The following is a 17,330-nucleotide window of genomic DNA, read 5'->3' as shown; positions in this document are numbered from 1 at the left end:
GCCGGTCCCGCAGGAGCTCGCCGGTCGCGCGCGAGGTCGCCCGCTCCGCGGAGCTCGTGACCGCGGAACCGGGGAGGTGGGCGGCGGTCGGGCGGGGGAGCTGGCGAGGTGGGCGGCTGTCGAGCGGGGGAGCCGGCGAGGTCGTCATTCGTCGCCGAGGTCGTCATTCGTTGATGACGACCTCGGCGCGATATGACGACCTCGCGAGAGCGAGAGCGAGAGCGAGCGCGGGAGCGGGGTCGCTAGCGGAGCGCGGGAGCGGGGCGCGCCGGGAGCGCGTGGCCGCGGCCGGTCAGAGCGGGGCGGCGCCCGGCTCGGCGACGTCGCGGGTCTGCTCGTCCAGCTCGTCGAGCATCTGCACGGCGTCCGCGACCACCTCGCCGTCGCCCGACCGCACGCCGTAGAGCAGCCAGCGCGCGAGCGCGAGCTCGCCGGCGAGCAGCGCGCGGTCCGCGAGGTGCGGGTCGGTGAGCTCGGTGCGGCGCAGCTGGTACGCCTCCATGATCGAGTCGACGGCGTCCTGCGGGGCGGCGACGAGCAGCCACGCGAGGTCGTCGGCGGGGTCGGCGACCTTGGCCTCGCCCCACGACGTCACCCCGGTGACGGCACCGTCGGCGACGAGCACGTGGTCGGCGGACAGGTCGCCGTGCAGGACGACGGGCGCGAACTTCCACAGCGCGACGTCCTCGAGCCGCTCCTCCCACCGGCGCAGCAGGGTGGCGGGCACGCGGCCGGTGCGGGCGGCCTCGTCGACCTCGGCGAGCCGGCGGGCGCGGTAGGCGGGGGCGTCGTAGACGGGCAGCCCGGCGTCCTCGACGATCGCCACCGGCAGCTCGTGCAGCGCGGCGATCGAACGGCCGAGTGACGCGGCGATGCCGGGGCCGGGCGCGACGCGCTCCAGGTCGACCGGCCGGCCCGGCAGCTCGCGGTGGACGACGACGCGGCCGCCCTCCTCGAGCGGCGCGGCGCCCGCGACGCGCGGCACGTCGAACGGCAGCTTCCCGGCGTCCACCTGGTCGCCGAGGGCGGACAGCAGCACGAGCTCGGCCTCCAGGGCGGCGCCCGCGGCGGCGTTCCGCGGCGCGCGCACCACCCAGTGCCGGCGCTGCCCGTCGGTCACCAGCGCGACGTCGTCGTCCCCCGGGGCCGCGGCGGCGCGCACCTCGCGGGCGTCGAAGCCGGGGACGGCGACGGTCGCGAGGGCGGCGAGGGCAAGGGGAGAACGCACCGCCCCAGGGTAGGACCCGCGGGCGCCCGGGGCAGACCGCCCGGCGCCGGGCGTGTCACCGCGGCGTCGCCCGCCGCCCGCTCCACGACGTCGCCCGGGGCCGCGGCTCCACGTCGTCGCCCGCCGCCCGCCGCCCCGCGACGTCGCCCGGCGTCCGTCGACTGCGACCTCCGCCCGCGACGCGTACCGTGGCGACGTGTTCGCCTCCGACCTCCCTCTGTCGCGGACGGTCACGGACCGGGCCGCGGACCTCCGCGGTGACGAGGACCTGCTGCCCGCGCTGCTCGACGACGACTCCACCCGCGTGCTGCTGGTGTCCGGCGGACGGGTCGTGACCCGCCGCCGCGGCCGCCGGCCGGCGCTCGCGCTCTACTCGCCGCAGGAGGCGGCGCTCCGCGCGCCGAGCTCGTCGCTGGCGGAGCGCTGGGCGTTCCTCGGCTACGACGACGCCGACCGCGTCCCGGGCGTCGCCCCCGGCGAGGAGCGCCCGCACGGCCCCGCGTACCTCGCGCACCACGTGCCCGAGGGTGCCGCGGCGGCGCTGGCCGCGGGCGACGAGTGGACGGCGCTGCGCGAGGTCGGCGCCGAGCTGTCCGCGCGGGACGCCGGCCTGGCGACCGCGGCGGTCGCGCTCTACGAGTGGCACGTCCGGAACCCGCGGTGCCCGCGGTGCGGCGCGGAGACGCAGCCGGTGTCGAGCGGCTGGGTGCGCCGGTGCCCGGTCGACGGCTCGGACCACTACCCGCGCACCGACCCCGCCGTGATCATGGCGGTCGTCGACGACCGGGACCGGCTGCTGCTCGCCAACTCGGCGGCGTGGCCCACGCACCGGTTCTCGACGCTCGCGGGCTTCGTGGAGCCGGGGGAGTCGGTCGAGCACGCGATCCGCCGGGAGGCGCGCGAGGAGACGGCGGTCGTCGTCGGCGAGGTCGAGTACCGGGGCAGCCAGCCGTGGCCGTTCCCCGCGTCGCTCATGCTGGGCTTCCGCGCCCGGGCGCTGTCCACGGAGATCACCGTCGACGGCGACGAGCTGCGCGCCGCGCGCTGGTTCGACCGCGACACGCTGCGCGCGGAGGTCGAGGACGGGACCGTGGTGCTCCCGCCGGGGACGTCCATCGCCCGCGCGCTGATCGAGGACTGGTTCGGCGGGCCGCTGCCGTCCGACCCGCTGCGCGACGGCTGGAGCCGCGGCGCGGTGCCCCCGGCCGAGCAGGCGGCGGCGACGGACGGCCAGACGGGTGCCGCCGACGGGCGGCCCGCCCCCGCGGAGCGGCCGGCCCCGGCCGAGGACGCCGCCCCGGCCGCGCAGCCGCCGGCGCCCGCCACCCGCCGGCAGGGCCGGCGCGCCGCCCCGGCCCCCGCGGACGAGGGTCCGCTCGGCACGCGCTGAGCCGCGCTTCAGGCGCCGAGGCGCTCGCGGACCTGCACCAGCGACGGGTTCGTGGCGGCGGAGCCGTCCGGGAACAGCACCGTCGGGACGGTCTGGTTGCCGCCGTTCACCTGCTCGACGAACGACGCGGCGTCCGGCGTCTGCTCGATGTCGACCTCGGTGTACGCGATGCCCGCGGAGTCGAGCTGCGTCTTGAGCCGGCGGCAGTAGCCGCACCAGGTCGTCGAGTACATCGTCACGGTGCCCTCGGCGGGCAGGTCCTGCGTGGTCGTCATCGTCTGCCTTCGCATGGTCGGTGTCGCGTCACCGAGCAGAACGCCCGGCGCCCGCAGGATCATCCCGGACGCGTCAGCCGATCACGCCCCGGCGGCCTGGGGACGACCGTCCCGGCGTGTCGGCGGGAGGTGCGAGGATCTCCGCGATGCCTGCCGACGACCTCCTCGACGCCCTCGACCCGGACCAGCGGGAGGTCGCGCGCGCCCTCACCGGGCCGGTGTGCGTCCTGGCGGGCGCGGGCACGGGGAAGACGCGCGCGATCACGCACCGGATCGCGTACGGCGTGCGCACCGGCGTGTACGCGCCGACCAGCGTGCTCGCCGTGACGTTCACCGCGCGGGCCGCGGGGGAGATGCGCACCCGCCTGCGCGACCTCGGCGTCGCGGGCGTGCAGGCGCGCACGTTCCACTCGGCCGCGCTGCGCCAGCTGCGGTACTTCTGGCCGAAGGTCGTCGGCGGCCCCTCGCCCCAGGTGCTCGCGCAGAAGGCGCCGGTCGTGGCGGACGCGTGCCACCGGCTCGGGCTGTCGGTCGACCGGGTGTCCGTCCGCGACCTCGCGTCCGAGATCGAGTGGGCGAAGGTCTCGCGCATCACCGCCGAGGACTACGTGCGCGCCGCGGCGGCGGCCGACCGGCCGGCGCCCGCCGGGCACGACCACCACGTCGTGGCCCGGCTCATCACGGCGTACGAGGACGCCAAGGACGCGCGCGGCGTCATGGACATGGAGGACATCCTCTGGCTGCTGTCGGGGATGCTCGTGGAGAACCGCGCGGTCGCGGACGAGATCCGCCACCAGTACCGGCGGTTCGTCGTCGACGAGTACCAGGACATCTCCCCGCTGCAGAAGTTCCTGCTCGACCAGTGGCTCGGCGGCCGGGACGAGCTGTGCGTGGTGGGCGACCCCAGCCAGACCATCTACTCGTTCGCCGGGGCGACGCCCCACTACCTGACCCGGTTCACGGCCGAGCACCCCGAGGCGCAGGTCGTCCGGCTGGTCCGCGACTACCGGTCGACCCCGCAGGTCGTCGGCCTGGCCAACGAGGTGCTGCGCCGCGCGCCGAAGGACCGCGGCGCGCGCTGGGAGCCGCTCGAGCTCATCGCGCAGCGCCCGTCCGGCGGGCCGGTGCGGTTCGCGGTCTACGACGACGACGAGGCGGAGGCCGCCGGCGTCGCCACCCGGATCGGCCGGCTGATCGCCGCGGGCACCCGCCCGAGCGAGATCGCCGTCCTGTACCGGACCAACGCGCAGTCCGAGGCGTTCGAGCAGGCGCTGGCGCACCAGGGCATCGGGTACGTGCTCCGCGGCGGCGAGCGGTTCTTCCAGCGCAAGGAGGTCCGCGACGCGATCGTCCGGCTGCGGGGCGCCGCGGTCGCCGCCGACGCCGACGTGCCCATGACCGAGACGGTCCGGGACGCGCTGCGGTCGGCGGGCTGGTCGGACGAGCCGCCCGCGGCGCGCGGCGCCTCGCGCGAGCGCTGGGACACCCTCCACGCGCTGGTGACGCTCGCCGACGACCTCGCCGCCGCGGCCGAGCGCGCGGGCGGACGGGCCACGGTGCAGGACCTCATCGCCGACCTGGACGAGCGCGCCGCCGCGCAGCACGCCCCGACCGTCGAGGGCGTGACGCTCGCGTCGCTGCACGCCGCCAAGGGCCTGGAGTGGGACGCGGTGTTCCTCGCCGGGCTCAGCGAGGGCCTGGTGCCGTGGGCGTCCGCCGACACCGCCGCGGACCTCGCGGAGGAGCGCCGGCTGCTCTACGTCGGCATCACCCGCGCGCGGGTGCACCTGGAGCTGTCCTACGGCCGGGCCCGCAACCCCGGGGGCCGCGCGACCCGCCGCCGCTCGCGGTTCCTCGACGGCCTGTGGCCGCAGGAGGGGCGCGCGCGGTTCGGCGACGGCCGCCCGCGCGCCGTGCCGCGGCTCACCGGGGAGGTCGACGCCGAGCTGCTCGCCGCGCTGCACGTCTGGCGCGCCGACCTCGCCCGCTCGACGTCCAAGCCGGCGTACACGGTGCTGGGCGACGCCACGCTCGCCGCCATCGCGGAGCTGCGCCCGGCGAGCGTCCCGGAGCTGGCGCGGGTGCAGGGCATCGGCCCGGCGAAGATCGACCGGTACGGGCCCGACCTGCTGGCCATCGTGGCCGGTCGGCGGCCCGCCGCCGGGGACGCCGCGGCGGTGCGCTGACCCGCCGTCCGGGTGACCCGGAAAAAAAGTCCGGAAGATTCCTCGGTAAATCGGTTGTGCCGCCCGCGAGGGCCCCTCTACGGTGAACGAGTCCTGCTGGAAGGCCGTGCTGCGCGAAGCGGCGGCGGCCCGATGACGAGAAGGAGGTGTGGTGCTGTGAAGAAGATGAACAACGAGCTCGGCGCGATCGCGCTGCCGTTCCTGGCACCCACCTCCGGCACCTTCCAGGGGACCGCTGTGTCCCCCGCCGCCCCCACGGGCATCCGTGGCCTCGGCGGCACCGGTCTCCGGCTGCGTGCGCGCGATCTCTCGTCCGCCCCCGACTCCGTCCCAGGAGGACCGGTCATCTGAGTCGATGACCAGCCCCTCAGGCCGCGGAGTCCACCCGGATCCCGCGGCCTTCGTCTTCCCCCGCACTGCGCGGAGGAGCGAGGCACCCGCGGATCCACCGCCACCTCGCTCAACCCGCAAGTCATCAGGAGGACATCGTGCGGCTCACGACGCTGCTCGACACGGTCAACCAGGGCGGTTCCGGTCCCTGGCCGCCCGCCTCGACGCCCGCCGTCACCGATGTGCAGTTCGACGCCCTCGTCGCGGGGCTCATCCCGTGCCGGTCCAACGACCCCGAGCTCTGGTTCGCCGAGCGGACCGCCGAGGTCGAGCAGGCCAAGGCGCTCTGCCGCACCTGCCCGCTCCTCGAGGGCTGCCTCGCCGGCGCGCTCGAGCGGCAGGAGCCCTGGGGCGTGTGGGGCGGCGAGGTGTTCGTCGCCGGCCAGGTCGTCGCCGTCAAGCGCGGCCGCGGCCGGCCGCGCAAGGACGCGAGCCCGGCGGCCTGACCGCCGCCCGCCACCCCGCCCCCGGTCCGCACCCGGGGGCGGGGCCGCGCGGCTCGCCGTCCGCTCGCCCGGCCGGCCACGACGGTCGGGCGGCGGCCCCGCCCGCTCGTCCGCCCCGCCCGCTCGTCCGCCCCGCCCGGCCGGCCACGACGGCCGGGCGGTCAGCCGTCCAGGGCGGCGCACCCGCACGCCGGGTGCGCCGCCCACCGGCGCAGCCGCGGCTCCGCCGACGGCACCGGGACCTCGTACTGCGCCCCGGCCGTCCGGGGCGACCCGCCGTCCAGGTGCGCGAGCACCTCGGCGGCGGCCAGCCCGCCCGCGACGGCGGCGAGCGCGGCCGGCACGCCCGGGGCGTGCCCGTCGGCGCCGGGGGCCACGAGCTGCGCCAGCACCACCGGCCACGCCGGGTCGGCGTCGGCGCGGTGCAGGTCGAGGCATCGCAGGCAGGGCAGGGCGCGGTCGTCCGCCGCCGCGCGCACGAACGGCCCGACCAGGGCATCCGCCTCGCGTGTGACGACCGGCAGGTGGGGCAGGTCCGCGCCCAGCAGCGCGAGCGCGGACGCGGGGTCGGTCGCCCCGGCCGACGCCGTCACCACCGCGTCCGGCCGCTCGGCGAGCACGGCGCCGAGGCCGCGGCGCACGTGGACGCGGGTGCGGGGGGCGAGCCGGCGCAACCCGTCGACGACCGCGGTGGCGCGGTCCGTCGCGCCGTCGACGGTCCGGCGCGCGGCCACGGGTCCCGCCACGTCCGCAGGGCCGAGCGGGCGCGGGTCGTCGAGCAGCAGGCCCCCGACGCCGGCCAGCGCGAGGGTGCTCGCCGCGGTGGTCCCGGCGCGGTCGAGCCCGACCACAGCCACGGTGGCGCGCGACCGCCGCCGCACGGAGTCGACGCCGTCGCCGTCCGCGCGGGTCAGGCCGTGGGCGAGGGCCTCGGGCACCAGGTCCGGGCGGACCCGGCGGGCACGGGCGCCGCGCGGGCGGAGCAGCCCGGCGGCGCGCAGGGCGGCGAGCGCCGACGCGGGCAGCGCGTCGTCCACGGGGCGGTCGCCGGCGCGGAGCAGGCGTTCGGCCCGCTCGGGGGTCAGGCCGCCGACCCGCACCGCCCAGCGGGGGTCGACGCCCACCTGGACCTCGTCCCGCGCGCGGCGCAGCACGCGGAGTCCCTGCCGGAGCTGCACGGCGCCCCACCCCCGTCCCGTCGAGTGCCACCACCGTGGCACCCCGGACGGGGGTGGACGCCGTCGTCCACAGGGCGGGTTCGCTCAGGCCTTGCCGAGGATCCGGTTCAGCTTGGTGCTGCACACCGGGCAGACGGCCTTGGCCATCCGGCGCCCCGACTCGGAGACGACGACCTCACCCTCGGCCTGGCGCTTCTCCTTGCACTTCACGCAGTAGAACTCGCCGGCGTAGGTCTCGGCCATGTCTGTCTCCTCGGTGTCGGTCCACGGACGCCGCTCCTCGGCGCCCGGGCCAGTATGTCTGCCGAGCGGCGCGCGCGGGAGAGTTCCCTCCGCCCGTCGCGCGCCGGTTGCCCCAGATCACGGGGCCGAACCGCTACGGTGCTGGACGTGCAGCCGTCGCGGGAGCACCCCCGGAGACCGGTCGACCCGGTGCGCTCGGCCGCGCCCGCGCCCGGCCCGGTGCCCCGCCCGGCCGCGGCCGCGCCCCGACCCGCGGCCACGTCGTCCCGTCCGGCGAGCGTCCCCGCCGCCGCCCCGGACCCCACCGCCGCCCCGGGCGCCGCCGACGGCGACCCGCGCCTCGGCCCCGTCGAGGTCCGCCGTTCCCGGCGCCGGTCCCGCACGGTGACCGCGTACCGCGAGGGCGGCCGGACGATCGTCGCGATCCCCGCGCGGTTCACGCGGGCGCAGGAGCGCGAGTGGGTGCGCCGGATGCTCGACCGGCTCGCCACCCAGGAGCAGCGCCGCCGGCCGTCCGACGACCAGCTCGTCCGCCGCGCCGCGGAGCTCAACCAGCGGTACCTGGGCGGCCGCGCCGTGCCGTCGAGCGTGCGGTGGTCCGGCAACCAGGGCCGGCGCTGGGGCTCGTGCACGATCGCCGACGGCAGCATCCGGCTGTCCGACCGGCTGCGCGGCATGCCGTCCTGGGTGACCGACTACGTGCTGCTGCACGAGCTTGCCCACCTGCTCCACGCCGGCCACGGACCGGAGTTCTGGGCCGAGCTCGAGGCGTACCCGCGCACCGAGCGGGCGCGCGGGTTCCTCGAGGGCTACTCGTTCGCCGAGCGCGCGCCCGGGGGCGAGGACGCCGCCCCGGACGACGACGCCGTCGAGGACGTCGCCGCGCCCGAGGCGGACTGACCACTCAGCGGGTCGGCTCGCCGCCCGTCGGGCCGTCGCCCTCGGTCCCGTCGCCCTCGGTCCCGTCGCCCGCGGGCGACGCGCCGCCGGCACCGCCGGCCGCGTCGTCGCCCAGGATCTCCGCCAGCGCCTTGTCCAGGTCGGCGTGCTCGCCCTCGGCCGCGGCGCGGCGCCCGGCGTACCCGGCGGGGTCGTCCAGGTCCTCGGCCGTCGGCAGCAGGTCCGGGTGGTCCCAGACGGCGTCGCGCGCCTCGGCGCCCTGCTCGCGGGCGATCCGCGCCCACAGCGCGGCGGCGTCCCGCGACCGGCGGGGCCGCAGCTCCAGGCCGACCAGCGTGGCGAACGTCTGCTCGGCGGGCCCGCCGGCGGCGCGGCGGCGGCGGATCATCTCGCGCAGCGCGACGCTGTGCGGCAGGTGGGGGAGCGCGGCGGTGGCGACGACCTCGTCCACCCAGCCCTCGACCAGCGCGAGCGCGGTCTCCAGCCGGGCGAGCACGGCCCGCTGCTCGGGGGTCGTCTGCGGCGCGAACACGCCGGAGGACAGCGCGCCCTGCAGCGCGGCCGGGTCGGTGGGGTCGATGGCGCGCACCGACTCCTCCAGGCTCTCCACGTCGATGGTGATGCCCCGCGCGTAGGCGTCGACGGCGGCCAGCAGGTGCCCGCGCAGCCAGGTGACGTGCGTGAACAGCCGGGCGTGCGCGGCCTCGCGCAGCGCGAGGAACAGCCGCACCTCGTCCAGCGGGACGTCGAGCCCGTCGGCGAACGCGGCGACGTTGCCCGGCACGAGCGCGGTCGCCGGCTCGGCGACCAGCGGCAGGCCGGCGTCGGTCAGGCCGAACACCTCGCGGGACAGCGAGCCGGCCGCCTGGCCGACCTGCATGCCGAACACGAGCGCGCCGAGCTGGCGCATCATCGCGGCGGGGTCGAGGCCGCCGGCGCCGAGGCCGGGCGGGAGCTCCATGCTCTCGGGGAGCTGATCGGCGAGCGTCGCGGCCAGCGCGGTCGACATCGAGGTCGCCACCGGCTCGGTCAGGGTGCGCCAGGTCGGCAGCGTGCGCTCGACCCACTCCGAGCGGGACAGGGCGCGCACCGAGCCGCCGGCGGGCGGCAGGTCGGTCGCGGCGTCGAGCCACAGCTCCGCGACGCCGAGCGCCTCGGTCGCCTGGCGCAGCTCGGCGGGGGACAGGCTCGGGTCCCCGCCGGTGACGGCGACCTGGCGGGCCATGTCGTGCGCGACGTCCCAGTTCACCGGGCCGTCGCCGCCGGACGACAGCATCCGCTGCACCTGGGCGATCACCTGGTTCATCAGCATCGGGTCGTCGGGCAGGCCGGACGCGCGCGCCATCTCGGCGGGGTCCAGGCCCTGCTCGCGCATCTGCCGGAGCGCCTCGTCCGCGCCCTCGCCGAACATCTGGCGCAGCATCTGCTCCCAGGCGGAGCCGTCGGAGGGCTCGCCGGGCTGGCGCGCGGTGGGGTCGTCGGTCATCTCGGTGCTCCCGGGCTCGTCGTGGTGCCACCGTAACCACAGCGCGCGCGGGCGGGACCGGTCGTCGTCGCGGGTTCGCTGAGGGCGCACGCCGGCCCGCACACGTCCGTGCGGCATGATCGTCCGGTGCACGCCCAGCCCGGAAGCCCCTCGGAGCCCGCCGCGACCCCCGGCACGGACGCCCCGCTCGACGGCGCCGTCGTCGCCGGCGAGCCGGTCCCGCCGCCGGAGCCCGTGACCCGCCGCGCCGCCCTGCTGTCCGGCGGCCTGCTGCTCACCACGGTGCTGCTGGTCGTGCTGCTGCTCATGCCGGTGCCGTACGCCGTGAACTCCCCGGGGCCGACGCTCGACACCCTCGGGACGCACGACGACCAGGCGCTCATCACGATCGACGGCGCGGAGACGTACGAGTCGACCGGCGAGCTCCGGCTGACCACCGTGTCGACCACCGGCGGCCCCGGCTACCCCTCGAGCGTGCTGGGCGTGCTGGCCGGCTGGGTCGACGGCACGCGACGGGTGCTGCCCGTGGAGTCGGTGTTCCCGCAGGACGCCACGCAGGAGCAGCTCGACGAGCAGAACGAGGCCCAGATGGTGTCCTCGCAGGAGAACGCCACGGTCGCCGCGCTCGAGGAGCTCGGGTACACCGTGCCGGTCACGCTGACCGTGCACGACGCCGTCGAGGGCACCGGCGCGGTCGGCGTCGTCGAGCCCGGCGACGTGCTGCTGACCTACGACGGCACGGAGCTCACCTCGTACGGGCAGCTCATCGACCTGCTGGACGACACCGAGCCGGGGACGACGGTCACGCTCGGCGTCCGGCGCGACGGCGCGGACGTCGACCTGGAGGTCGTGACCGGCGCGCAGGAGGACGGCGAGGGCAGCCAGCTCGGCGTCTTCATCGACCCGTCGTTCGACCCGCCGGTGGACGTGTCCATCCGGATCGACCAGATCGGCGGCTCCAGCGCGGGCACGATGTTCGCGCTCGGGATCATCGACAAGCTCACGCCGGAGGACGAGGCGAACGGCGAGGTCGTCGCCGGCACCGGCACGATGGACCTCAACGGCGCCGTCGGCCCGATCGGCGGCATCCGGCAGAAGATGGCGGGCGCGCTGCGCGACGGGGCGGACTGGTTCCTGGCGCCCGCACGCAACTGCGACGAGGTCGTCGGGCACGTCCCGGACGGGCTGACGGTCGTGAAGGTCGCGACGCTGCACGAGGCCCGGGAGGCCGTCGAGGCGATCGGCGCGGGGGAGGCCGGGGACCTGCCGGCGTGCACCGCGGCCGACGCCGCCGACGCGGGCTGAGGCCGGGGCCGCCGGGCCGCCCGGCTCGTCAGGCGAACGTCGCCCGCAGCGCGTCCACCAGCCCCGGCACCACGTCCTCGCCCTGGCCCACGGCCTCGTCCCGGTCCTCGGCTCGCTGCCGCACGGCGCACCACGACGGCCCGTCGCGCAGGACCCCGACGGCGAGCCGGACGTCCTGGCGCTGCGGGTGCGCGAGCAGCGCGGCCAGCGCGGCGTCGGGCTCCTCGGGCAACCCCTCCTCGGCCTCGGGCGGCAGCACGATCCGCTCGACGGTCAGCGCCGCGCCGTCCACGCCCTCGGGCCAGGCCATGCCGCCGAGCAGGCCCTCGAGGTCGTCGCTCGCCGGCAGGCCCTCCTGCTCGATCGACGTGAGGTGGTCCGGGTCGGCGGCCGCGGCGGCGATCACCCCGGCGGGCAGCTGCGACGCGAGCGCGGGCTCGGCGTCGAGCGCGGCCTGCGTCCGGACCAGCGCGAACACGCGCACGGGGCCGTCCCAGCCACCGGTCGCGACGTGCCGCTCGATCTCGACGACCGCCGCGGCGAGGGCGCGCTGGGCGGGGGTGCTGGCGGGGGTGTCCGGGGTCTGCGTCACGCGCGCCATCCTCGCACCCACGAAGCGCGGGAGCGGCGCGGGGAGCGGGCCGGTGCGCGGTGCCGCGGCTGTGGGAACCTTGACCCCGCCTGGCGCGTTGTGGCCTGCGTGTGTGCCGGGTGTGCCCGGTGCGTGCACGCGTGACCCGTACCCGACGACGAGGACCTCAAGGCCGTGACCTTCGCCAACCCGTCCGCCCGCCAGCCCCGGGGGCCACGACCGCCCCGGCCACCGAGGGGAGTCGCCGGCCGCCGCCGGCCGAGCCCGCTCGCGATCACGATCGTGGTGCTCGCCCTGGTCGTGGTCGCCGTGCTGCTGCTCGCCCAGTTCTGGACCGAGGTCCTCTGGTTCGACCAGCTCGGCTACTCCCAGGTGCTGTGGACCCAGTGGCTGACCCGCGGGGCGCTGTTCCTCGCCGGCCTGCTGATCATGGGCGGGGCGGTGTTCGCCAGCCTCGCGATCGGCTACCGCACCCGGCCCGTCTACGCGCCGTCCAACCAGGAGCAGGCCAGCCTCGACGCCTACCGCGAGGCCGTCGAGCCGCTGCGCCGCGTCGTGCTGATCGCCGGCCCGGCCGTCCTCGGCCTGTTCGCCGGCATCGCCGCGTCCCAGCAGTGGAGCTCCGTCCAGCTGTGGCTGAACAGCACCGAGGTGGGCCGCCGGGACCCGCAGTGGGACCTGGACCTGTCGTTCTACATGTTCCAGCTGCCCGGCATGCGGTTCGTCGTCAGCTTCCTCATGGCCGTCACGGTGCTGTCCGGCATCGCGGCCGTCGCGACGCACTACCTGTACGGCGGGTTCCGCATCGGCGGCTCCGCCGGCACCCCGCGCATGACGCGCGCCGCCCGGGTGCACCTGTCGGTCATCGCGGCCGTCCTCATGGTGCTCATCGCGGCGAACTACTTCCTCGACCGGTACTCGATCCTCACGCAGGAGGGCGACCGGTTCGCGGGCGCCTCGTACACCGACGTCAACGCAGTCATCCCGTCCAAGAGCATCCTCGCGGGCGTGGCGCTGCTGGTCGCCGTCATGTTCGTCGTCACCGCGGTGCGCGGCACCTGGCGCCTGCCGGCCATCGGCGTGGGCCTCATGATCGTGAGCGCGGTCGTCATCGGCGGCATCTACCCGGCGGTCGTCCAGCGGTTCCAGGTGAACCCGAACCAGCAGGACGCGGAGTCGGAGTTCATCCAGCGCAACATCGACGCGACCCTGGCGGCGTACGACCTCGAGGACGTCGAGACCACCGACTACAACGCCAGCGTCACGGCCGAGCCGGGCGCGCTGCGCGAGGACGCGGAGACCACCGCGTCGATCCGCCTGCTCGACCCGCAGGTGGTGTCGGACTCGTTCCGCCAGCTCGAGCAGATCCGCGGGTTCTACTCGTTCCCCGACACGCTGTCGGTCGACCGGTACGAGATCGAGGAGGAGAGCCGCGACACCGTGATCGCCGTCCGCGAGCTCGACCTCGACGGCCTGGACGCCCAGCGGCGCAACTGGACCAACGACGCGACCGTCTACACGCACGGCTTCGGCGTCGTGGCGGCCTACGGCAACACGACCACGTCGAGCGGCGCTCCCGAGTTCTGGGAGGGCGGCATCCCGACCTCCGGCGAGATGGGCGAGTACGAGCCGCGCATCTACTTCGGCCAGAGCTCGCCGAGCTACTCGATCGTCGGCGCCCCCGAGGGCTCCGAGTGGGAGCTCGACTACCCGGACGACGAGTCCGGCGGCGCCGTGAACACCTCCTTCCCGACGGACGAGGTGTCCGCCGGCCCGGAGATCGGCACGTTCTGGAGCAAGCTGCTCTACTCGATCAAGTTCGGCTCCGAGCAGATCCTGTTCTCCGACCGCGTGACGGCCGAGTCGCAGATCCTCTACGACCGCGACCCGGTCGACCGCGTCCAGAAGGTCGCCCCGTACCTGACCCTCGACGGCCGGGTGTACCCCGCGGTCGTCGACGGCCGGGTCAAGTGGATCGTCGACGGCTACACGACGTCGAACCAGTACCCGTACGCGGCGGCGCAGTCCCTCGAGGACGCCACCGTCGACTCGCTGACGGAGACCTCGACCACCATCGCGGCCCTGCAGCCCGAGAAGGTCAACTACATCCGCAACTCGGTGAAGGCCACGGTCGACGCCTACGACGGCAGCGTCACGCTGTACGCGTGGGACGACCAGGACCCGGTCCTGCAGGCGTGGAGCCAGGTGTTCGACACCTCGCTGGCGCCGGTGTCCGAGATCAGCAGCGAGCTGATGAGCCACATCCGGTACCCGGAGGACCTGTTCAAGGTCCAGCGCACCCTGCTGGGCACGTACCACGTGACCGACCCGGGCCAGTTCTTCTCCGGCAACGACGCGTGGCGCACGCCGAACGACCCGACCGCCTCCGGCCAGGACGTCGCGCAGCCGCCGTACTACCTGACCCTGGAGATGCCGACGCAGGACGCCGCGAGCTTCTCGCTCATGTCGACCTACGTGCCGGCCGGCGGGAACGCCCGCGACGTGCTGACCGGGTACATCGCGGTCGACGCGGAGGCGGGGGCGGCCGAGGGCGAGCCCGCGGAGGGCTACGGGAAGATCCGGCTGCTCGAGCTGCCCCGCGACTCGACGGTGCCCGGGCCGAACCAGATGAACAACAACTTCTCGTCCAACCCGGACGTGTCGAACGAGCTGAACATCCTGGCGCGCGGTGACTCCCAGGTCATCCGCGGCAACCTGCTCACGCTCCCCGTCGGCGGCGGCCTGCTCTACGTGCAGCCCGTGTACGTCCAGGCGGCGAGCGGCACGCAGTTCCCGCTCCTGCAGCGCGTGCTCGTGTCGTTCGGTGACGAGATCGGCTTCGCCAGCACGCTGGACGAGGCGCTGGACCAGGTGTTCGGCGGCGACGACGGCACCTCCGCGGGCGACGCGGGCAACGAGATCACGCCGCCGACGACCGGGGACGACACCGGCGACGGCGGGGACGCCGGCACCGGCGACACGGGTGACGGCACGACCACGCCGTCGCCCGAGCCCACCGAGGGCGCCGGCGGCGCCGGGGCCGGTGCGCCCGCGGCGACCCGGCTGACCGACGCGATCAGCCGCGCGTCGCAGGCGTACCAGGACGGGCAGGCCGCGCTGGCGGACGGCGACTTCGCCGCCTACGGCGAGGCGCAGGCCCGGCTGCAGGAGGCGCTGGACGACGCCGCCGCGGCCGACGCCGAGCTCGGCGGCTCGGGCGGCTGAGCCCGGGCGCGGCACGACGCCGGCGGGCCGGTTCCTCCTCGGGGGAGCCGGCCCGCCGGCGTTCCCGGCCCAGGTCGGCGGTTCCGCCCGAGGTCGTCGGTTGCGCCGGGGTCGCGGCGGCCGCGACCGACGACCTCGGCACCGGCCCGGCACGGGGGAGGTGTGACCGAGGGCACGGGTGCTGGATTTGGACCCGCCCGTCACCCTGGCGTAACGTAGTGATCACCGACGCGGGGTGGAGCAGCTCGGTAGCTCGCTGGGCTCATAACCCAGAGGTCGCAGGTTCAAATCCTGCCCCCGCTACACAGTGCCGATGCAGATCGGTGACGAAGGCCCGGACCACACGGTCCGGGCCTTCGTCGTTCTCCGCGGTGCGGGCGCGGCCGGATGAGAGTCCTCTCATCCCCGCTTCATGGGCACCTCACGCCCGCCACGCAGGGTGGGGGCATGCAGAAGAGAGCTGCCCTCGGCCTGGGGGCCCTGGCGGTGGTCGTCGTCGCGGGCGGTGCGCTCGCCATCACGCTGCCCGGCGCGGCGGCCGACCGGGCGCCCGTCCCCGTGATCGACCTGGGCACGTCGCCGTCCTCGTCGCCCGCTCCGTCGCCGGGCGGGTCGTCGGCGCCCGGGTCGGCGGAGCCCGCGCGGGACGGCGCGGACGACGCGACCTCGGCCGGGGGCGGCGACGACGGGTCGCCTGCCCCGGCCCAGCCGGCGCAGCCCGCACCGGCGCCGGCCCAGCCCGCGCCCGCCGCGCCCCCGGCGGTGCCGCAGGCGCCGGTGCCGCCGCCCCAGCCCGCGCCGCAGCCGGCGCAGCCGGACGATGACGACGACGACGACGCGGACGGGGATGATGGGGGCGACGATGACGGAGCAGGCGACGACTGAGCGCGCCGCGGCCCCGCCGACCGAGGGGGTCCCGGTGGCGAGCCGGCGACCCCGGTTCCGGTGGCGTCGGCTGGTCCCGCGCCTGCGCAGCACCCGCACCCGCATCCTCGTCGCGTACATCCTCCTGCTGGCCACGTCGCTGCTCGTCGCGGGGTTCGCGGCGCGCACCGTGCTCGTGGAGGGCATCCGCGAGGGCGTCGAGACGGACCTGACCCAGGAGGTCGAGGAGCTGCAGCGGCTCGTGGGGGGCAACGACCCGAGCACGGGCCTGCCGTTCGCGGGCGACCTGCGGGCGATCTTCGACACGTTCTTCGAGCGCAACGCGACCGCGGAGGACGAGGCGCTCTACGCGTTCGTGGCCGGCGACCCGTACCTGACGAGCGCGAGCCCGCCGGCGCAGCTGACGGCGGACCCCGCGTTCGTCCGGGAGGTGCGCGGGCTGACGGAGCCGCGCCGCGGCCACCTGGAGTCGTCCGCGGGGCCGGTCGAGTACCTCGCGGTGCCCGTGGTCGGCACCGACCCGGCGACCCAGCAGCCGAGCATCCAGGGCGTGTTCGTCGTCGCGGAGTTCACCGAGGACCGCCTGGCCCGCGTCGACACGACGATGGGGCGGATCGGCCTGGCCCTGCTGGCGCTGCTCGCGGTGGTGTCCGTCGCCGCGTACGTGGTCGCGGGCCGCCTGCTCGCGCCGCTGCGCCGGGCGGTCGAGACCGCCCGCGCCATCCACGAGAACGACCTGTCCGCGCGCATGCCGGTGTCCGGCTCCGACGAGATCGCGGAGCTCGGGCAGACGTTCAACGAGATGCTCGACCGCGTGGAGCGCGCGCTCGCCTCCCAGCGCGACTTCGTCAGCGACGCGGGGCACGAGCTGCGCACGCCGATCACCATCGTGCGCGGCCACCTCGAGGTCATGACGGACGACCCGGCCGACCGCGAGGAGACCGTCGCGCTCGTCCTCGACGAGCTGGACCGGATGGCCCGGCTCGTGCACGACCTGCTGCTGCTGAGCCGCTCGGAGCGGCCCGACTTCATCGACCACCGCACGGTGGCCGTGCAGACGCTGCTGCCGGACGTGTTCGCCAAGGTGTCCGCGCTCGCCGACCGCGAATGGGTCTACGACGGGGCGGTGCCGTCCGACCTGGAGGCCGACCCGCAGCGGCTCACCCAGGCCCTCACGCAGCTCGCGCAGAACGCGGTCCAGCACACGACGCCCGGCCAGGTCATCGCCCTGGGCGCGTCGCGGGACGGCGACCACGTGCACATCTGGGTCCGGGACGAGGGCGAGGGTGTCGCCGAGGTGGACCGGGACCGCATCTTCGAGCGGTTCGCCCGCGCGACGGCGCAGCCCCGGCGGTCCGACGGGCACGGGCTCGGCCTCGCGATCGTCATGGCCGTCGTCGAGGGGCACGGCGGGCAGGTGCGCCTGGACAGCGAGGTCGGCCGCGGGTCGACCTTCCGGCTGGTGCTGCCGGCCAAGCGGTCGGGCCGCGCCCGGGGGCGCGCCGAGCACGACCGCGGCGACCGCGCATGAGGGTTCTCTCACGGCCGGCTCATGGTCGCCCCATGGTCGACGGCGAGTCTCGGGGGTGCACGCACCGCAC

Annotated in this window: 15 protein-coding genes and 1 tRNA gene; 10 read left to right on the top strand and 6 right to left on the bottom strand. The window is 76.3% G+C overall.

The window, feature by feature from the left end; all coding sequences use genetic code 11:
• Window positions 1-292: 292 nt before the first annotated feature.
• Window positions 293-1,228 (bottom strand): phosphotransferase, encoded by a 936-nt coding sequence (locus tag Cpa01nite_RS03100; protein WP_203667293.1) that lies wholly within the window; start codon window positions 1,226-1,228, stop codon window positions 293-295.
• 196 nt (window positions 1,229-1,424) lie between these two features.
• Between Cpa01nite_RS03100 and nudC the strand changes: the two genes are divergently transcribed.
• Window positions 1,425-2,618, top strand: coding sequence for an NAD(+) diphosphatase (gene nudC, locus Cpa01nite_RS03095; RefSeq protein WP_203667292.1), 1,194 nt, complete (start codon window positions 1,425-1,427; stop codon window positions 2,616-2,618).
• A gap of 8 nt (window positions 2,619-2,626) precedes the next feature.
• Here the strand turns inward: nudC and Cpa01nite_RS03090 are convergent, their stop codons facing one another.
• The gene (locus Cpa01nite_RS03090) at window positions 2,627-2,893 is read right to left on the bottom strand and encodes a mycoredoxin (protein ID WP_203667291.1); all 267 of its coding nucleotides are present in this window, start codon (window positions 2,891-2,893) and stop codon (window positions 2,627-2,629) included.
• 146 nt (window positions 2,894-3,039) lie between these two features.
• Here Cpa01nite_RS03090 and Cpa01nite_RS03085 point away from each other — a divergent pair, with 146 nt between their 5' ends.
• From Cpa01nite_RS03085 to Cpa01nite_RS03075, 3 genes are all read left to right on the top strand, one after another.
• Complete coding sequence (locus Cpa01nite_RS03085) at window positions 3,040-5,079, top strand: ATP-dependent helicase (RefSeq protein ID WP_203667290.1); 2,040 nt, start codon at window positions 3,040-3,042, stop codon at window positions 5,077-5,079.
• A 156-nt stretch (window positions 5,080-5,235) separates the two neighbouring features.
• Window positions 5,236-5,430 carry a hypothetical protein gene (locus Cpa01nite_RS03080; RefSeq protein WP_203667289.1) on the top strand — a complete coding sequence of 65 codons (195 nt, stop codon included), beginning with the start codon at window positions 5,236-5,238 and terminating at the stop codon, window positions 5,428-5,430.
• 137 nt (window positions 5,431-5,567) lie between these two features.
• Complete coding sequence (locus tag Cpa01nite_RS03075) at window positions 5,568-5,915, top strand: WhiB family transcriptional regulator (RefSeq protein ID WP_203667288.1); 348 nt, start codon at window positions 5,568-5,570, stop codon at window positions 5,913-5,915.
• 161 nt (window positions 5,916-6,076) lie between these two features.
• Here Cpa01nite_RS03075 and Cpa01nite_RS03070 read toward each other — a convergent pair whose 3' ends face one another.
• Both Cpa01nite_RS03070 and Cpa01nite_RS03065 read right to left on the bottom strand, forming a co-directional pair.
• The gene (locus Cpa01nite_RS03070) at window positions 6,077-7,093 is read right to left on the bottom strand and encodes a ubiquitin-activating E1 family protein (RefSeq protein ID WP_203667287.1); all 1,017 of its coding nucleotides are present in this window, start codon (window positions 7,091-7,093) and stop codon (window positions 6,077-6,079) included.
• 84 nt (window positions 7,094-7,177) lie between these two features.
• Window positions 7,178-7,336 carry a DUF5679 domain-containing protein gene (locus tag Cpa01nite_RS03065; protein WP_203667286.1) on the bottom strand — a complete coding sequence of 53 codons (159 nt, stop codon included), beginning with the start codon at window positions 7,334-7,336 and terminating at the stop codon, window positions 7,178-7,180.
• A 384-nt stretch (window positions 7,337-7,720) separates the two neighbouring features.
• Between Cpa01nite_RS03065 and Cpa01nite_RS03060 the strand changes: the two genes are divergently transcribed.
• Complete coding sequence (locus tag Cpa01nite_RS03060) at window positions 7,721-8,236, top strand: SprT-like domain-containing protein (RefSeq protein ID WP_239068496.1); 516 nt, start codon at window positions 7,721-7,723, stop codon at window positions 8,234-8,236.
• 4 nt (window positions 8,237-8,240) lie between these two features.
• Here Cpa01nite_RS03060 and Cpa01nite_RS03055 read toward each other — a convergent pair whose 3' ends face one another.
• Window positions 8,241-9,722, bottom strand: coding sequence for a zinc-dependent metalloprotease (locus Cpa01nite_RS03055; protein WP_203667285.1), 1,482 nt, complete (start codon window positions 9,720-9,722; stop codon window positions 8,241-8,243).
• A 126-nt stretch (window positions 9,723-9,848) separates the two neighbouring features.
• Between Cpa01nite_RS03055 and Cpa01nite_RS03050 the strand changes: the two genes are divergently transcribed.
• Entirely contained in the window at window positions 9,849-11,027 is a 1,179-nt protein-coding gene (locus tag Cpa01nite_RS03050; RefSeq protein WP_239068483.1) for a YlbL family protein, read from the top strand.
• Window positions 11,028-11,055: 28 nt separating this feature from the next.
• Here Cpa01nite_RS03050 and Cpa01nite_RS03045 read toward each other — a convergent pair whose 3' ends face one another.
• Window positions 11,056-11,628 (bottom strand): PPA1309 family protein, encoded by a 573-nt coding sequence (locus Cpa01nite_RS03045; protein WP_203667284.1) that lies wholly within the window; start codon window positions 11,626-11,628, stop codon window positions 11,056-11,058.
• Between the two features lie 165 nt (window positions 11,629-11,793).
• Between Cpa01nite_RS03045 and Cpa01nite_RS03040 the strand changes: the two genes are divergently transcribed.
• The 4 genes from Cpa01nite_RS03040 to Cpa01nite_RS03025 all read left to right on the top strand — a co-directional run bounded on the left by Cpa01nite_RS03040 (window position 11,794) and on the right by Cpa01nite_RS03025 (window position 17,260).
• Complete coding sequence (locus Cpa01nite_RS03040; RefSeq protein WP_203667283.1) at window positions 11,794-14,844, top strand: UPF0182 family membrane protein; 3,051 nt, start codon at window positions 11,794-11,796, stop codon at window positions 14,842-14,844.
• A 229-nt stretch (window positions 14,845-15,073) separates the two neighbouring features.
• Window positions 15,074-15,147, top strand: a tRNA-Met gene (locus tag Cpa01nite_RS03035).
• Between the two features lie 144 nt (window positions 15,148-15,291).
• A complete protein-coding gene (locus Cpa01nite_RS03030) occupies window positions 15,292-15,729 on the top strand; it encodes a hypothetical protein (RefSeq protein WP_203667279.1) in 438 nt (145 codons plus the stop codon).
• A 34-nt stretch (window positions 15,730-15,763) separates the two neighbouring features.
• Window positions 15,764-17,260 carry a sensor histidine kinase gene (locus tag Cpa01nite_RS03025; RefSeq protein WP_203667278.1) on the top strand — a complete coding sequence of 499 codons (1,497 nt, stop codon included), beginning with the start codon at window positions 15,764-15,766 and terminating at the stop codon, window positions 17,258-17,260.
• Window positions 17,261-17,330 lie beyond the last annotated feature (70 nt).

The organism is Cellulomonas pakistanensis (genome assembly GCF_016862755.1).
In the GTDB taxonomy this organism is placed as follows: domain Bacteria; phylum Actinomycetota; class Actinomycetes; order Actinomycetales; family Cellulomonadaceae; genus Cellulomonas; species Cellulomonas pakistanensis.
Note: the sequence above shows the minus strand (reverse complement) of the source record. Positions and strands in the feature narration are given on the sequence as shown.